General features: G+C 59.5%; 11 protein-coding genes and 1 pseudogene. 4 read left to right on the forward strand and 8 right to left on the reverse strand.

Annotated features, from left to right (window positions below; translation table 11 throughout):
• The first annotated feature begins 116 nt into the window (after positions 1 to 116).
• On the forward strand, positions 117 to 1,319 hold the full coding sequence (locus ASC76_RS25275; protein ID WP_157615525.1) for a hypothetical protein: 1,203 nt from the start codon (positions 117 to 119) through the stop codon (positions 1,317 to 1,319).
• Positions 1,320 to 1,379: 60 nt separating this feature from the next.
• Here ASC76_RS25275 and ASC76_RS10500 read toward each other — a convergent pair whose 3' ends face one another.
• Positions 1,380 to 2,162 (reverse strand): hypothetical protein, encoded by a 783-nt coding sequence (locus tag ASC76_RS10500; RefSeq protein ID WP_157615527.1) that lies wholly within the window; start codon positions 2,160 to 2,162, stop codon positions 1,380 to 1,382.
• A 32-nt stretch (positions 2,163 to 2,194) separates the two neighbouring features.
• Between ASC76_RS10500 and ASC76_RS10505 the strand changes: the two genes are divergently transcribed.
• Both ASC76_RS10505 and ASC76_RS25280 read left to right on the forward strand, forming a co-directional pair.
• The gene (locus tag ASC76_RS10505; protein ID WP_371262110.1) at positions 2,195 to 2,677 is read left to right on the forward strand and encodes an HU family DNA-binding protein; all 483 of its coding nucleotides are present in this window, start codon (positions 2,195 to 2,197) and stop codon (positions 2,675 to 2,677) included.
• Between the two features lie 169 nt (positions 2,678 to 2,846).
• Positions 2,847 to 3,644 carry a hypothetical protein gene (locus ASC76_RS25280; protein ID WP_157615529.1) on the forward strand — a complete coding sequence of 266 codons (798 nt, stop codon included), beginning with the start codon at positions 2,847 to 2,849 and terminating at the stop codon, positions 3,642 to 3,644.
• Between the two features lie 345 nt (positions 3,645 to 3,989).
• Here ASC76_RS25280 and ASC76_RS10510 read toward each other — a convergent pair whose 3' ends face one another.
• Positions 3,990 to 7,964, reverse strand: coding sequence for a hypothetical protein (locus ASC76_RS10510; RefSeq protein ID WP_157615531.1), 3,975 nt, complete (start codon positions 7,962 to 7,964; stop codon positions 3,990 to 3,992).
• Positions 7,965 to 8,454: 490 nt separating this feature from the next.
• Between ASC76_RS10510 and ASC76_RS24665 the strand changes: the two genes are divergently transcribed.
• On the forward strand, positions 8,455 to 8,865 hold the full coding sequence (locus ASC76_RS24665) for a TIR domain-containing protein (RefSeq protein ID WP_235580460.1): 411 nt from the start codon (positions 8,455 to 8,457) through the stop codon (positions 8,863 to 8,865).
• Here the strand turns inward: ASC76_RS24665 and ASC76_RS10515 are convergent.
• The 6 genes and pseudogenes from ASC76_RS10515 to ASC76_RS10535 all read right to left on the reverse strand — a co-directional run bounded on the left by ASC76_RS10515 (position 8,860) and on the right by ASC76_RS10535 (position 17,299).
• Entirely contained in the window at positions 8,860 to 9,399 is a 540-nt protein-coding gene (locus tag ASC76_RS10515; protein ID WP_157615533.1) for a hypothetical protein, read from the reverse strand. The genes ASC76_RS24665 and ASC76_RS10515 overlap by 6 nt on opposite strands.
• Positions 9,400 to 9,411: 12 nt before the next feature.
• Positions 9,412 to 9,918, reverse strand: a complete 507-nt coding sequence (locus ASC76_RS10520) for a hypothetical protein (RefSeq protein WP_056465235.1) — start codon at positions 9,916 to 9,918, stop codon at positions 9,412 to 9,414.
• A gap of 178 nt (positions 9,919 to 10,096) precedes the next feature.
• A pseudogene (locus ASC76_RS26595) lies at positions 10,097 to 10,318 on the reverse strand (hypothetical protein); the annotation flags it as partial.
• 384 nt (positions 10,319 to 10,702) lie between these two features.
• Positions 10,703 to 14,320, reverse strand: coding sequence for an AAA family ATPase (locus tag ASC76_RS10525; protein ID WP_056465236.1), 3,618 nt, complete (start codon positions 14,318 to 14,320; stop codon positions 10,703 to 10,705).
• Positions 14,304 to 15,938: a hypothetical protein gene (locus ASC76_RS10530; protein WP_157615535.1), complete on the reverse strand. Its 1,635-nt coding sequence runs from the start codon at positions 15,936 to 15,938 to the stop codon at positions 14,304 to 14,306. The genes ASC76_RS10525 and ASC76_RS10530 overlap by 17 nt, the downstream gene beginning before the upstream one ends.
• Positions 15,939 to 16,435: 497 nt before the next feature.
• Entirely contained in the window at positions 16,436 to 17,299 is an 864-nt protein-coding gene (locus ASC76_RS10535) for a site-specific DNA-methyltransferase (RefSeq protein WP_200947129.1), read from the reverse strand.
• Positions 17,300 to 17,366: the final 67 nt, after the last annotated feature.

Here is a 17,366-nt window from a genome sequence, read left to right on the forward strand (position 1 = left end):
CTCGGTAAGGGGGATCGATTTAAATCGGTCACCAGGACGCGCCCGTTGAGAGTCTTCACGTGTCCGGACAGCACGGATCCTCATCCAGGTGGCTAAAAACGCGCGCATTACGAGTCATGGATACAGAAAGCCTCTACCGCGAGCTTCGAGCGGATCTCACTGACATCCCTCGCAACGCCGACCGGGCCGCGAGCCTTCAGGAACTAGAGCGTGCCTTCTCCTCGACCGGCGCACTGGCAACCCTGACGAACGGCGACGCGCTCGACTTTTACGGAGAAGCGACGCTCACAGCGGTTTTTGGAGCACACCTGGACTGCCCTTACACCTCGCGTCCGTTAAATGCGTCACGGACAACGCCGCCAAAGCACACTGGACTGCGCCGACGTGCGTACCGATACGTCGTGGTCGGAGAGCTGTCGCGCGACGACCTGCGAGCGCCAGCAGGAAGAGCATCGGTCCTGCTGCTTGGGCTCTCCGCTAAATCTTTGGCTTTTGAGGGCAAGTCACCCGTCAGTGCAAACAGCCTGACGATGCTTAGACTGCGCAGCGGTCTGATGAATCGCAGGCAGGCCTCCCTTCTCGCGTGGCACCTCAACGATTTCCGCGAATCGAGCAACTGGGATGGGTCGATGATGTGGAGAGTCGTCGAAGGCCCCGAGCCGGACACCTCCGCCAGAGGCTGGCTGGACTCAATCGCCGATCCGGCTCACTTTCTGCGCCGGGAAATCGGGGAAGTTGCGACCTGGGGACTGGGCAGTCGCGCGACCTCCGGAATTGCTACCTATCGACTGGAACATGGTCAGAGAGCATCGGTAGACCAAGTATTCGCCAGCGAGTCTCCTCGACTTATTCTGCCGCCTCGCTTTCAACTAATCGGCGATGTCGACGATGACTGCCAGTTCAACGATGGCACCTGGGGCATAGTGGTGCAGCGAAGAGAGAGCTGCGAGACCGCTTCCGCACTTGCGACCGCAGCTGGCCAGGGACTGTTGTCGGCACCAACAACACCGGACACGATGACTCGGCATGACCCCTCTGATGACCTTGGGGCGCTGGCGGAGGATGCGAAGGTCTTTTTCAGCGACGAACACGGACGGCACGAGTACGGCGCAGCCAAATACGCACTGGGCCTCTCCGAAGCAGAGACGCTCGCGGCTATCAGTGCGCTGAGCGCGCGCGGCTACGGAGACTTCCGTGCGGTGCGAGTGGGCCGCGGAGGCAACTTCAATCCGGCGAATATCGGCGACACGTCGACCATCAAAATTATCCATGTAGATGGAGCTTGTCCCTTCGACGTCACCCTCTCCTACTGTCGGTAGGCTGGGAGGACTGCGACGCAGGCGATATGGGCAGATGCCCATCGCAGCGCGCAAAAGATGCTATGAAATGTCCTCGGGATGCCAAAGGCGGCCCTCCGCACGGGCGACTTGTGGAGCAAACAGCCGACCACGTTCAAGTCTTCCTAGCGTCCGAGCGTTCACGAGCCGACCAACTACCATGATGTCAAGATCCCTAGCGAGCCGCACGATCTTCAGCATGCTTTCGACGCAAGGGACGTGATCCGCGGGCCACTGGTACGAAAGAAGCCAATATCGGCTCAACTCAGCGCCGTCTAGCGATGCGCCCGTCTCAACGTACGCAATCGTGAGGTAGCCAGGAGCGTTGCTCCAAGAAAGTTTCGGGATCTCGGTCGCCCAGACTACGATGTGTCGATTCACATCCGGCTCGACCAGTAAGCGCTCCCGTAACCAAGAGCTGTATCGCTCCTCGTCCTTGTAGTGGTCTATACGGACGTGCGGCTGTTCAGAGATGCCGTCGAGCCAGCTTCGGCTTAGTTTAAGGTACTCACTCGCCCAGTCCAGGAGACGTGGGCTCACGCTCCCGCGCAGGTTGTCGGCAGAACTGAAGCCGATCGAGGAGACATTCAACGACTCCGGTAAGAGCCGAGCAATCTGCTGCCGGGCGATGTGGTGAGCTTCAAACGCGTTGATCAAGCGCTGAGCTTGCAGGCGCACAGGATCTCGCTTTCCAGCTAGCCATTGAACGCCTTTGACAACAATCTCGATTACACCTTTAGCCTCGCCCACTATTGACATTGCAATCACGCTCCGAAAGTTAATCAAGGCAGTCGGAGCGCTGTACTCATAAAGAACACTGCTCACCCGCGGCAGGGCAATCCTATCGGTAAGGCAGCTTGACGACTGCGGAGGAGACCTACAATTCCAGCGCCACCCTGGCTCGGGCGGTGGCGTGTTCGAACAACGAAGGAACTGTAGACAAAATGGCAACGGTCAAAGCAAACAAATCGGCAACAGTTATGAAGGCAACCAAGCAGCCGGCAGCGAAATCGCCAACGGTTCTTAAGCCAATCAAAACGGCCTTCAACAAGACTTCGCTGGCGGCGCACTTGGCAGAGCAAGCCGGCGTAGAGCCTAAGGCAGCTAAGGCCGTTCTGGCGGCGCTTGAAGCGGCCGTGGTTGCATCTGTCAACAAGAAAGGACTTGGCGCTTTCACCATGCCGGGTCTGCTGAAGATCACAGCCACAAACGTACCGGCCAAGAAGAAGCGGTTCGGCAAGGACCCCTTCACCGGCGCGGAGCGCTGGTTTGCGCCGAAGCCTGCCTCGGTCAAGATCAAGGTTCGCGCGCTCAAGAAGCTGAAAGATGCTGCCGCCTGATCGCGCCTAGCGACCTAACGGCGCAGATTCGGCTTGCCTTCCAAGTATGCGGACGCTCGAGTCATCGCTCAGAGCACCACCATCGAACGACCAATTGATTGGATCATTGCTCTGCGCGATCGACGCTCCGGTCCGCCAGTCACCGCGCTACTTGTGATTTGAGGTCCCGTTGGCTATTTCGCACCAGTATTTCGTCTATGTTTACCGTGACCTGGGGGGCAACCCGATTTACTTCGGTCAGGGCTTCGGCACAGCGAGGCCCGCAGATCACCTAGGGGGAAGCCACAATCCCGAACTCGACGAGTGGCTCCGTCAGAATCCCGGCCGATATCGCCTTCAGATCATGGGCCCGCTGGGTTCGAAACCTATGGCAGACGCGGTCGAGACTGCGCTCATAAGTGCTTGCCGGCCTGCATCCAACCTGACGTTGATGAATGTCCATCCCGGGAGCGGAGCCTATTCGTTCCGCTCTTATGGAGCCCCTGAAACGCTGGCGCACCGGATCGCGGAGCCTTGCGGAGCTGTAGAAATTGAACAGGTGGTACGGCAAACCGGTCCAGTGATGTTCGTACTGATGCACCAAAAGGAGCACCGGTTCCGGTTCGATCCTGCGAACCCGCCACCTGACGATTTAATTCGCCAGCGGATGCAAGGCTCTTGGCAAATCGGTAAGTACCGCACGCGTTGGATTGATGATCCGACGACTTCTCCGAAGCTTCTGGTCGCCGTCACGGGCGTCGGGGGATCGCAGATCATCGTCGCCGCCGCTGCGATCAATCAAGCCGGGTGGCCCACTGCAACCAAAGAGAGCGGGAATCTTTTCGTCGTTCCGCTAGTTCCCGACAGTTCGTTGGATGCCGCGGGGTTACGAGGCAGGCCGATTCGCGGTGAGTTTGGTCTCAAGTTCGGGAGAGCGCGGTACGAGCACTTCCGACTCTTCGGCAGCAACGGCTTTACGACAGACTGATTTCGGAGTCGCGCCTTCGGTACTGGGGCCGCCGGTACTGGAGCCGCCCGGCGGAGGATCGACCTCTGGAGGGCCGCAAGCTCGCATCGTCCGCTATGGGCTACGAAGTGCATTCAATTGCGCAGGGCTTTAGGCAAGTAAATGCACAGGTTTCGGTCTGTCGCTGCCACAGAACGAACGCACGCTGACGACCACAACCGGTCGCTGAGGATGGCTAAGGGGAGGCGAGCGCGAACCCGACACATCCGAAGTGCCCCGGCTGCAGGCGCAGCTCGCGCCAGTCAGCGCCGTACTGATGAACACCCGCTACCGCATTGCCCGGGCGATTCACCCCAAGGGGCACGGTCATCTTTTCTTTCTAGTGGGTTGCATGAACTGAAGCACTTGGTCAATGCAGGCCGGCTCGCCCAAGTCATCCAGCGCGGTATCGCCCAGCTTGCCCTCGCCACCAGCAAGCGCCCAAGATATGCCCAAGCTGCCAGTAGGCAGCATCCGTCCAATGCGTTCTGCCAACCCTTGGTCGTGCTCCCGACGCACCCAGATGGCAAGAAGCAACAGCACGCGGCGGGTAGAACTGGTCGAAAGCTTCTCGGCGGCCTTAAGAATTGCTTCGTCCTCTCCCGCCCAGGTCAGAAGCAACAGCAGCCTAGACGCCACACGCGGAATCTTGCCTGTCAGCACCCTCGGCGTGATGCGCTCCAAGACTGATGGCACGATCCGCTCGTGTCCAACCAATAACGCGTGCGCTGCCAGCTGCCGAATCCACTTGTCGCCGGGGTTCAGGGCAATGTCCATCAGGGCATCTTGAAAGCGCTCCTCCGCCTGGTCGACCAGCAACACGAAGATGGCGTACCGGAGATCTGAATCACGGGTGTCAATGGCCAGGCTGTACAACTCATCGGCAGTCGCTGCGTCCAACGCCCCAAGCTTGCCTAACGCTTTGACAGCGGCCTGCGCAATCGGAAAATCCTCCTCCTCGCCGTAGTAGGCCGACCGGCTGGACCACTCGTTCTTGGACAGCCGCAACAGTGCCGCACGATGGTCTGGATGAGGCTTCGCGTCGAGTAAATCGACGAGGGTCCGACAGACGCGGCTGCCCTTGTTCTCGGCGAGAGCAAGAATAGACGGAGGCAGTGGAGCTGGCAGTGGCGTTGCTACGGCAATCAGTGCCGGCGCAACAACATCTGCGAAACGATGCGTCAGGCCAGCCTGAACATCCTCAACCAAGCTGCGCCGGATGGCCAAGTCAATCGCGAGCTCTGCGGCCGTCTCATCATCAGAGTGAGCCAACAGCCACCGAGCATCTTCCGCGGAGCCGACGGGCACGTACGCATCCAGCTTCATCCGGAAAACGCGAACTTCCTCGCTCGAAGAGATGATTCGCTTGACCAAAGACTGCGCTTCGCTTGATAGAACGGCCGGCAGCTTCTTCTCCAGCGCATAGGCAGCATCGCTGACCTCGTCCAACGGGCTCTGGAGCGATGGAGCAGTCCACGGCTCTGCTCCCCCCTCGCGATGCTTCTTCGAAACATCGCGCCGATCGCGCAGGTCGCCGAGTTCCACAGCAATCTCGACCAGCCGGGCTTCATTGCCCTCTTGGATGAGCCGGCCAATCAAGCTAGGAAAGCGATCGACTGCATTCTCGACCAAACACGTCAGTGCACCCATGCGAATGCCGGAATGTTGATGGCCGGCCGTCACCAAATCCACCAAATCCTGCTCGAACTCCGGTACCCAGTGCTTGGTCAAGACGAACCAAAGTTTGTCTTCGCCACCCTTGTGTTGAGTCACCTCGTAGATGCTCTTCAACTCTTCGACTGACGACGGAACATCGCCACCGAGGCGATCTAGCCAAAGCGGAAGTAGATTGTCACGGTGGCGATGTTGAAGCAGATGCCGCCAACCCAGCGTTGCGCGGACCTTGTCGATGTAACTAGACAGGAATTGGCTGGCAGTCCAGCCGCTATCGTCCTCGGCGTAGTGCTGTGCGTAGTCTTCGTTGAACTCCTTGTTCTTACTACCCAGCCGGAATTCCGCCGCACGTTGCTGCTCGGCCTCACTCGGAGTCAGCTCCACAACCGCCAGATCGACGATTCTCTCGAACCCCTGAAGGTCCCTCAGCGCACCCGTCGAAATGGCATCCTTCGAGTTGATACAGCCGAAATGAACTGCTGTTGAGGCTGCAGCAAGAAACACGGGCGTCAAATTCGGGGCCAGGCGCTCAATGGCCGCCACGAAGTCTGCTCCGAGGTGATCGCGACCATGCGGCAGCACGTCGCGAATGAAGGTTTCGACCACAGTCCTGACCGACGCGTCTGCCCGCATGCGTTCATACCAGGCCTCAAGGTGCGTTGGCGCACCCCAGACCATGATTCCGCCGAAACTCCGGTCAGGACGATGCAGAAGGAATCGCGCCACCTCCGCAACATTACTCGCGTTGGATCCGACGGACTCAGCAAGCCTGAGATTGAGTTCGAACTCCTTGCCATCTCCGCAGACGGCGTCGATAAGCCATTCGTCGATCTTTGCCTGCACAGCAGCTGAGGGCTTGGGCCGCAGTTCCGGCGTTCTATCCAACGCATAGAGCAGTCTGGCAGAGACGGCAACGCCCCATGCCTCGCCCGGACCATCCGGGGAGCAAAGCGTCTCGATGAGAAGCCGGAGGGATTTGACCGTCACCGTCTCCGCCCGCTTCAGCGCCTGTTCGATCCCGGCCTCGACCCGCGGATGGTAGTAGGACACCGTACTCTCAGACTGGCGGAGGTTCCGCGCGGCGACGAAGAAATTGGCCAGTGGCACTGCCCCCTTCTCGAAGACGTCGTTCGCGTAGGCAAGCGCACCGTCGATCTGGCGCAGCAACTGAAGCGACAGCTTGTCATTGGCCTTCAGTAGCCCCCAAAGCACAGCGGCAGCGCGGACATCGTTGCGCTCTTCTACCTGGTCCACCACCGTGCGTTCGATGGAGTCGTGATGGGCCCGCTGAATTGCGTCTCTGGTCAGCTGGGAGTCAGAGCGCTTCTTTGTGTCCGCCGGCGTAGCCAAGGCGTCGAAGAACTTCTGAATCTCGAGCGGAGTGGCAAGTTCAGCCAGCACAACCGACTGGTTCTCCTTAGCCAGCGTCTGGACGTTGCGAGGCAAATTACCAATGCGGGTCTGATAGAGGCGTTGACGCTCACGGACCCCGTAGTGCTCAGCTTCAAGGCTCACTTCCCAGCGCTTGACGGTATGAAGCGCGCCGGAGCTTCTGGCGACGTCCAGCCGCGAGGTCGCAACAACCAGCCGGTCGGGCCGGGCATGCACAAAGTGCTGAGCGAGTTGATCGTTCCACGGGCGACTTCTCGGATCGAAGTCGTAGCGCCCCCACGGGTCCTCGATGCCATATAGAACCGGCGGAGGCGTCCGGTCGTCCCTGATCTGGTCAGGCCCGAACTTGATGGGAACCCGGGTAAGCCCCGGAATTTCCCTTCGCAGCTCGTCGTATAGCTTCAGCGTGGCCATCGTCTTCCCTGTGCCCGATTGACCAACAATCAGCGCTGCACTGTGCTGGAGAATTGCCGCTTTGATCTCCGGCCAGTTGGTAGGCTTTACGTAGTGCTCCAGTTCAGGATAGCTCGCTATGTAGCCGTCGTGAGCGCGAATGGCCTCCTCAAGCTCCGCGCGTGTCCAGCGGCCACCCCCGGCGCCACCCATGCGGGCGCGAGCTTCGTCTCGCAGCATTCGACGGCACCCTTCCAGCCTCGCGTGCGGCACGCGCAGCTTCTCCGAGAGCAAGGACTTGATGTCCCTCTCAAGCCGCTCGAAGTCCTGGTTTCCAACGATCGCCACCCGCCCCGCTGAACCAACAGGCATAGCGTCCGCGATGGATGAAGCCATGTCGGCAGCCTTCGGCCAGAGCCCTGCGCTGCGAACCTGCAGGCCCCGAGCCCCGCCATTCACACCGGTGGAGGTCACTAGGAGGTATCGACTATTCGGGTCCACTAACCGGCTCGCCGCGGAAGGACGGTTTGTCCCGTGCTCCAGCAGCCCCTTCACCCCAGCAACAGACCAAGCGTCGCCGCTACGGAGCTTGGCCTGCACAATCAAGCGGTACTGTTCGACCTGGGCGGTCGTTACCAGGCGGCCAGGCTCAGTGTCGGCAAGATCTGCTTCGATGTCCTCCTCAGTGGCCGGCTCGAGGACAACTTCCTTTGCGAACTCACTCGACAGCACCAGGTCGAGCGCCAACCAGACGGAGACGTCGATCTGATACTCATAGCCCATCATCGAATGACTGCCTGAGCCGGCCTTCTTGCTCGTCGCTTTGGATTTCTTGTTGCTCACGTCTTACCCATGTCGATCAATCAACTGTCGTTCGAAGTGCCCCAACGCGAGCGACCAGAAACCTCGGAAGAACCGCCAGCGGTCACCTACTGACGAGGGAACGCGGTACAGCGCTACCTACGCCTGCCTCAGCCCAACCAGCATGCCCATCTTCCATTCTTGAGGCGGCGAAGAACCGTCCGCACCGTCAGCAGCACAACGTGAAGCCTGAACGCACCCCGATCTTCGTCCGACAAATCGGGGTGCGATCCTTCAGTGTGCTGCATCGTGAACCGACCATTAAGAAAGTTCCTACCATGGGTGGTCCACTCGTTTCGAAGCGTCGAGAGCATTCCAAGCTTGTCAGAATGGCGCGGCGGTTTTCCGACGTTTGCGCTGCCGTTGCCGCCGCGGCGTCGACTTTCAAGGCAATTTCGTGTAAGAGGCTCTCGATGAAAGTCCTCGTCTGGCCGTTGTCGAGAAAAATGGAGACAAAGCCATTAAGGATTGGATCGACGGACAACTTCCAGGCACCTCGGTCACCGTTGTCTTGGTTGGCGCGAAGACCGACAAGAGCAAAAGGGTTAAGTACGAGATAGACCAAAGTGTCGCCAAGGGCAATGGCATCTTGACCCTTGACATCAGCAAGATCCAAGATATGAATCAGATGACGCCTGACTGCTGCAGTCTTAGGGTCAATGGGGTGCGCACGAAACCTTCGTCGCCATTTGAGACCAGGTCAGACATCCATCAACATGAATCAGGGTTAAGAGTCGCAGCGGCGTGCGTTTGGCGGAGGAATCCCGTTTGGGGCCTGAGGTTAACTTCTAGTAGTCGGCCGCGTTCGCTGCCGCTTCAACCCAAGTGCCAAGATTCTCGCGGCCTTTGTCTGTGTTCCAAAGGTAGTGTTTGGCATTCATAAGCTGCCGAAATCCGGAACAAACTGCTTCCACTTCTTCAGCGCGGCCTCCAGCTTTTCAGAAATCACATCAAACGTAAACTGGCCTCTCGTAGCCCGGCCATGTGCGAGCGTGTTCCTGTCTCGATACAGGTTTTTTAGAGCAGACACCCGCTTTCTAAGCGTATGCCCTGTAGAGAACTCTGCCGCCCAAAGGTCAAAGATTCTCATGATCGAAACGTGATCCTCCGAGGCGATAGGGTGGAACCTGTGAAAGAACTGTTGCCCTTTATTTACGGCGCCTCTGTTTTCTGCGTCGCGTCGAATAATTCCCTCAAAGCATGCGAGCACTGCGAGGGATGCAAACATCTCGTGTTCCAGCTCGCGGTCATTCAAGAACTCATGCCACTCTCGCACGGTCATACCGTGAACCTGGTCGAGCGTCACCTCGCTAAGTCGAGTCTTAGTGTTCGTGTGAATAGCGGTTTCCAAATGCCGCAGCCCATCGAGCGCCGCAACGTACCAGTTCTTCGCTTCCTCGACTTCGACGAACTCCATGTCAAGGTCCACCTATTTGGCAGCGCCAGTCACAATCGCAAGGATTCGAGCCAAACCCTGCTCATCGAACGGAAACGACGCGCTCATTCCGACGCCGGGGTAAACAGACCATTTCCATTCGCGCTCGTAAGCGGGGGTGCTGTCGTCCTCGGCTCGATCCTCGGATGCATCCTCCGCGATTAGTCGCACGCGATACTTCGCTGGGCCTCCCACGTCCACTCGCCCGTAACCGCCAAGGATGACCGATGCTACCGGCCTAAACTCGACCGTCCCGCCAGCAGGCAACTTGACGGTCAGCTTTGGAGCCTTGTAGACCCCAAGCGTCTCTTCTTGAAGTCTTTGTTCAAGCTCAACTATCTGGGCTGCGTTCAGTCCTGCGTCGACCAGCGATGTCTTGATCATCTCGAACAGGTTCTTCAGTTCCAACAACCACTTTTCCTTTCGTTTGAACCAGTCAACTCTCTCGACAACGGCTTGCTGGGCCAGTTGCGACTGAACGAAACTCTTAAGGTCTGTCATCGACACTCCTGCGGTGATGTCACTGCAGTAGCCTACCCGAAAGCGGACGGCGGCGCCCAGCTGCAGATGGCCGGTACCGGACCCACGAGCATAGGAGCCCACCCGCGACATTCAGTCTGAAGCCTCAAGCGAGAAACTAGAGCAACTGATGTGCGTCCTGGACTGGTTGCCGAAGGCGTTAGGTCTGATCCAAACGACATCGTCCTTTGACTGACACCGTTGCGCCAGTACTAAGCGGGAACTCCCAATGACTTTTGCGGCCGGGATTTTCGCAATCGCGGGAAAGTCTTTTGTAATTCATGTCGCAGTACTCCGCGACGACCTCCACTCCAATCGAATTGCGGCGGCAGCCGGCTGCTGCCAGCATGGACGCGCCAAAGCCCACAAACGGGTCAAGGACCGTGTCTCCGCGAAACTGAACATCCGGATAAGTCGTCGCGCGATCGGCATGGCCGCGTTCTGAAGTATCTTCCTCGGCGTGGACTTTCTAACGCGGAGGCTTTTCATAGCCTCTCTGGGGGTGAGCGCCTACTAGTCGTCAGCATTTGTCTCCTGTTCTTCGCGTCGACTAGAAGCTCGGCGTCGGTCCCGGCCGAGCCGGCCCGTGGCACCGCTGGTTTCGCCAAGGCCGGCCTCCGCCGTCATTGCCGAAACCCCGCCGACGGGCCGATTGACCGCTTCGCAGCGGTTGGAGTCGTTGCGCCCAGCCGGTAAAACGACGACTCATCGCTAGGTTGCAGACATTCGGCCCATCCGAACGATCGAAGTCGCCTTCCCTGCAAACTCAGGAAGGAATCTCCGAGACCTTCGGGCCGTTCGCACCGATTGCGGAAAAGCTGTAGAACTTCGCCGCATCGCCGAGATGGCGAAATTTCTGCCGAGCAAGTTGCAGCAGCTTCTCGTCGCAGGTGGAAATCACAAATTGCTTGCTGCCTTCCGGCGAGTTCTGCAGACCTGATATTAGGTCGAGAAGTGCATACGTGTTGAGGTCGTCGAAGTGGGTCACCGGATCGTCCATCATGACGGAAGAGAACCCCGACCAGGTCTGCGAACTGCAGGCGGCTAAGAACAGTCCAAGCACCAGGGTCTGCACTTGCGACTGACTGAAATAGTCCGTCGGTCGAAGTTTTTCGTCGTTTCTCTTCACTTGTACCGAAATGGACGACCCCTTGCTCGCAACCTCAATGTCGCCGAAACCGTATACCGGCCGGAGCCTGCGCTGGATCACCGCCGTTCGAGGGCCATACTCTTGGGTAAAGTGCTGCGTGGCGGCCGCCTGCTGGCTGCCGAGGAGCTTGTTGATGCCGTCGAAGTACTTCACCCACGGCGCAACCTTCGCAATCGTTGCTTCGTTCTCGTTAGCTAAGCGCTTGTGCTCCAGCAGCCGGTTGTTGATGCTGGCGAACGCCGCAGACGTAGCCGCCGCGTCGAGGGCAATTTCCAGTTCGGCCGCTCGGGTCGCCAGCATTTCCGCTGAGCCCTGTCGCGTAACGGCCGCCGCAATCGCAGCTAAGACTTCGTCTGTGGTTGCCTCGGCCGAAAAACCGGCGGCAGCGAGCGACGCCGTCAACGCCTGAACCCGGCCCTCTAGCGCGCTGAGGTGACGCACAGCGCTTTGATGTGCAGTTCGGGCGGCTAGCAGCCGAGCATTGGATGCGGCGAGTTCCGCGCGACGACCGTCCACGGCGTTGCTCGCCGCCAGGACGGCCGCCGTGGCATCGGCTTGGCGACGAACCGCTTCCGTTAGCGCCTGCTCAAGCAGTGGAAGGTCAGCAGCGATGTCGAAGGCTCCACGGCGCTTGTCGCTCACCAGTGCATCCAAAGTCTGCTGGCTCGCGGCCAAGTGTCCTGAAAGAGCGTCAACCAAAGTAGCGGCTGAGCGCTCGGCGTGTGCGCGTGCCTGCACCGTATTCTCTGCGTCCTTCTTCGCCTGCCGGGCTACCTCTAGCTTGGCATTTGCCTGTTCGAGTGCAACCTTCGCTTGGGCAAGCATCCCGTCGAGCTGGAGCGACAAGCCATCTGAGAACTGCAGTCCAACCGTCGCAAGAGCCGCATCGAAGGCGACCCGCTCGCGCAGCAGCGCCACGCGCAGGGCCGTCGCATGTGCCTTCTCGCGGTCGACCTGCTGCAACTCTTCCTCAACTCGCCGCTGCGACTCCTTGAACCCGTCCAGCTTTGTCGATTCTTGGGTCCACTGCTCTGAGATTTGAAGGAGTGCTTCGTTCTGACCGAGACGCTGGTCAATGGCTGTCAACAGCCCTTCCAGCGTCCCGTGGTCGTGCCCGCACAAGAGGCAAGTTCCATCGGAGACGCGCGACCGAAGCGCAGCTACCTGTTCCTGGATCTCTGAAGCGTTTTGACGTGCAGCGGCAAGTTCGCGCCGCACTCTCTCAACGACGAGGATTTGGTCATCGACGGCTTGCCGCTCCTTGCTCAGCCTCTCGTTCAGTCCAAGTGCTACATGAGATAGACGGTCTTCGATGCCTTGGACTTCTACCGTTAGCGTCGGCAGCGACTGGCCACGCTCTACCTGGTCCTGTACCGCTTGCACTCCGGCAACACGTTCACCAGCCGAGCGATGCTGAGACTCGGCCTGACTCAATGAGTCGCTCGCCGCGGCGACCGCTGCTGCTGCGTCAGACTGAAGACTGCGATGCGTCTGGCGTACAAGCGCCCCTTCCTCCAACTTCGCCTTCAGACCAGCCAACTCGGCCGAGAGCCGCGCAAACTGAGGTCGTGCTTCGACGACCCAAACAGCTGCGTCACGGGTCGCCTTTTCGTCGAGCTCCATAGTTCGCAGGCGTGCAAGGCCGCTTTCTGACTCTTGCAACTGGGTCTCTTGCTCCCTGAAGGCGGTCTCTGCCCTCGCCAGAGTTTCAACGTAGTCTGAGAGCGGCGCTGCCAGCGCATTCAGCTCTTCTTGCGCACTTCGCAGCTCCGTCAAGCACTCGAGGCACTTTGCCAATGCGGGCCTGCTGGACGCAGCCTCTCCGCGCTTGCCTTCGAGGAACGCGCGCAAGCTGCGCATATCCCGCGCCGTCCCAATCTCGGCCAGGCCGAACCCGGCGTTCTCGATGTCCTGTTCCAGCGCTCGCCCGCGAGCATCAAGGGTCTCGGAAGAGCCGCCCGCACTCTGAAGACCTTGGAGCCGGTCCAGCTCAGACTGGTCGTCGGCAGCTTTGTCACGCGCTTGTCGAAGCCGCGCTTCGGCGTCATCTACGTGCTTCTTCGCGAGGTCGAGAACTTCCTTGGATTTGTTCAGCCCTACAACATAGTCATCGAACGCAAGCATCCGCGACACGAGGTCTCCTGGCAGCTGGCAGGATTCAGCAATCTCTTCCGTCAACGCTTGTCGGTCCTGACTGAACAGGTGGGTCGCGCGAAAGAGAGCGACCAGGTTGTCGACGCGGTCGCTGGCCGAGAGCTCGCCGCCCGTCAGCAAGGCCAGGATGTCTTTTCGTTCCTTGGGTTGACCGTCAAGCGTCGCCTTGTTAGGTTCAGCAAGGTCCCGAACAATGGTGTGCGTCTTTCCGGCGCGCTCAAACGTCAGCGAGACGGTCGTCGGCTCGTCGCCGCAGTCGAGGTGTTTCGCGGCCTTTGCGAACGCGGTTGCGCCTTTCGGGAAGCGATGCACGCCGCCTGTCGCCACGAAGTCGACTGCATCAAAAAGTGAGGTCTTGCCGAATCCATTGGGACCGTAGAGAACCGTGACCGCGGAGCCAAGAGGAAACTCCTTCGGGGCTCGGTATGCGCGGAAGTTCTGGATTGATACTGACCGGAGAACGGACTGACTCCGCGGTTCTTCGGGGACCGCATGAATGGCGTCGACCGAATCGGTGGTCAAACCGGACGGTTGTCCGTATTTCTCCTCCAGGCATGCTTGAAATAGGGTCTGCGCCCCCGTGCCGGGAACGACCAGACGACTTGCCAACTCCGCCATCACGTTCCGACTGCGCAGAAGCGCCTGCGCCGAGGGTGGTCGGATGGATTTGCCCTTGATGGGTTCCAGCGGAAGAAAGGGCAGACGTGTCAGGCTGCCGGCGATGTCTGGATGCAGTTGGACGACGAACTTGCGGCAGAAATAGACATCGACTTCGACCTTCGAGCAGAACTCCTCCGTTGCCGGGATCCCGGTGGGAAGGCAATAGATGAAGGACACGTCTTTCGTAGCCCAGGACGCGCCCTGAGCCATGAAATGCTTCTTGAACGCCGTGTACAGCGGCGCGTATTCGGCCTCACTGCCAAACGCGAAAGCTTCCAGCGCGTGCCCACGCTGCATCAAGACCATCGGAGGGCAGTTCTCGACGAGCTGCACCTCGCTTAAGTCCATGTTGCCAATCGCATCGCCCAGTGCCGCCTTCAAGGCGGCCGGCAAGGCCTTGAGCTCAGCCGATAGCGTCATGGATTGCCTCTTCTAACTCTGCGCGCTCGGCTGCGCCCAGATATGCATCAATGAAGGTGCGATAGCCAACCTGGATAACGGCGCTACTCGGGTCGGTGAACTTGTAATCCTCGGACAACGGTTTGCCCGCATCAAGGATGCTCCCTAGCCTTGTATGCCAGGCAAGGTTATCGGCGTCTCTAGAGACCACGACGAGCATTCCACGGCGCTGTGCCGCTCGTTCCTTAACATGGTCTGCGCACGCCTCGTGCGTCTCTCCGCGAACCGCTATCGCCTCGAAGGTTCGGTCACCCTTGGTGACGGTAGCTTGTGAGCCTTGGCCGTGAAACTCGCAGGGATACTGTGCAGTCCCGAAGATTGAGAACGTGTGTAGCACGTGCTCGACCGCCGTGGACTCTTTGTCGGTCCAGGTGTCCGGGCTAGAAGTCTTCATGCCAGCAGCCGACGCCAACACCAAGTCTGTGAGATCCGGCGCAGGCATCGGTCGAAGTGACGAGACGACTTGGCTATGAGCAGTCGCACAAACGCCGGCCAGGCTGGCCATTGCGTGACGCACCGCCAAGGACTTGCTGGGCTCGTCCAAGTCATCGTTCATCCATTTGACGACCGCCTGCACAGCAGCGGCAGGGGCCCTGGGGTCGACCGACGGCCCAAAGGGATGGACCGTAGCCTCTCGGACGGCGATGTCCTTTCCCGCGTTGCCCGTCACAAGCGAGCGGGGATTGACGACGAGTAAGGAGTGCACACAAGCGCCGCGCTCGCGGAAGACTGCATCGCGGAAGTTATCTAACGTGTGGCCCCCTCGATAGTTCCCGCCGCCATTGTTGTAGGTAGGCATGCAGGTTGGCTTCGAGAATTTCGACGTGTTGATGACGGCAGAGCACCCGTACTCCAATGCCTTGCCTGGCGCTTTCGCTCCCGCAACATTCGCCATCACGAGGCACGTGTCGTCGCGAGAGACATTTAGGAAGTTCGTTCCGTCGTAGAAGTTTGGGACCTCGCCCATGAAGGAGGGATGGGAGGGCTGGGGATTGCACTGTGCAACGAACAGCCATGTGAGAGGCAAGGTCGCGTGGACTGCCGCGGCGGCGTCGTTGATGCCCTGGAGAAGCCATGCCCACACGCGGAGGGCTTCGGTCGTGCCAATCCAGTCGAAGCAAAGAAGAGTCGCAAAGCGGAACGGCAGCTGGGTACCGGCAAAGATCCCCTTGAAGACGTAAATTGAGCGCCCTCTGTACATCGCCTCGTAGTTGCGGTTGAGCTCAACCCAGGCTGGAACCAACTTCGGTTGAACCCAGCAGTGGACCTCGCCATCTTCAGCCTTGACCCAGGTCATGCTGCTGTTGATCCACTGCCCGACGGGAACGGTTTTCGGTCCGTTCACCTCTGCATCGTGGTTCGTATTGGGCTGTGCCAGCAACTCTGCGTACTGGTTTCGCGTGAGCCCTTCGACTCCGCCGATGACGATGGTTCCAACCGGCCAGTCGTCCTGCTGCATCGCGGCACGGATGCGCGCAACGCCTTCGATACCGGGTATCGACAGTTCAGGAAAAACTGTGAAGTGCGTCTTATCGGCGCGATGCGCTCTTATACGAGCTACAGCAAGCGTGGTGTCCACGCACTCAAGCGCCCTCGCGCGCTGGACTGGCAGCCAAGTGAAAGGTTCGTGCGCAGTGAAATCGACGTAGGGCTGCGCGATTGCCATTCCAACGCTGTGGAGCGGCAGCTCTACGCCGAGCTGCCCCAGGTCGACTTCGCGAACTCGAACCATCCGTCCTCCGCCTCTCATTCTTCTGACGATTCTGGCACGTTCAGTAACAAATGTCGTCGGGCCCGCGACGCTCGCGAAGTGTCACTGATCGGCCGGCTTTGCAGAATCAAGCCCAGCGGATGAACTGCGGCGGTGTCGGCAGCAATCGGTCTCGGTCAACGCGCGTGTGGACGTCCGCTTCGGCCTCCGCTGCAGTCGTTCGCGCGCGAAGTCCGCATGTCCGAGATCAGTCTGGAGCCTAAAGCGAGAAACTAGAGCAACTGGTGTGCGTCCCGGACTGCTTGCCGAAGGCGTGGTCTGACCCAACCGACATCGTCCTTTGGCTGACACCGTTGCGCCAGTACTTAGCGGGAACCCCTAATTACTGTTGCGGTCGAGATTTCCGTCATTGCCCCGGAAAGTCTTTTGTAAGTCATGTCGCAGTACTCCGCGACGACCTCCACGCCAATCGAGTTGCGGCCGCAGCCAGCTGCTGCCAACATGGACGTACCGGACCCCACAAATGGGTCAAGGACGGTGTCTCCGACGAAACTGAACATTCGGATGAGTCGTCGTGCAAGCTCCAGCGGATATGGCGCCGGATGACCGCGGGTGGAAGCGCCCGGCACGTCGCACCAAAGCTGACGAAACCACGCGCTGTGTTCCTCAGCGCTGATGGCACTGAGCAGGCGCGCAGCGTCGCTGGGGCTCCGGTACCCACCGGGCTTGCGGCCCATCAAAATGAACTCCGCGTCATTCTTGATTACAGCGTTTGGCTCGTAGGGCTTGCCCAGCAGCCCTCCCCCAGCGGACCCTTCGAAGCTTGCGTTCGCAATCTTGTGCCAGAGGATGGGTGTCAAATTAAGGTACCCGATGTCGCGGCAATGCTCTTGAATCGAAGCGTGAAGCGGAACAACAGTGTGAACGCCGCCGTTCCTCCGGCGACTCAGGCAGACGTCGCCGACAACACAGATGAGGCGCCCACCGGGGACAAGGGCATCGAAGCACCGTTGCCAGACCAAGTCGAGTTGCTTGAGGAATAGCTCGTAATTGGCCATCGAGCCGAGTTGTCCGTCCGCACTCTCGTACTCCTTCAAGTTCCAGTACGGTGGTGAGGTCAGGACCAGATGAACGCTGGCGGGCGCAAGGAATGCCATCTCGCGGGCATCAGCATTCAGAAGCTGGTGGGTCGTTGGCACCGAGCGCGCGGCACCGGCAAGCTCGGCCATGGCGCCCGGGTCCTTTGCTAGTCGGGGAATTAGGTCCTTGGTGACGGAGACGTTCCTGAGCGATGCG

Origin of the sequence: Rhizobacter sp. Root404 (assembly GCF_001425865.1) — a bacterium.
GTDB lineage: Bacteria > Pseudomonadota > Gammaproteobacteria > Burkholderiales > Burkholderiaceae_C > LMDS01.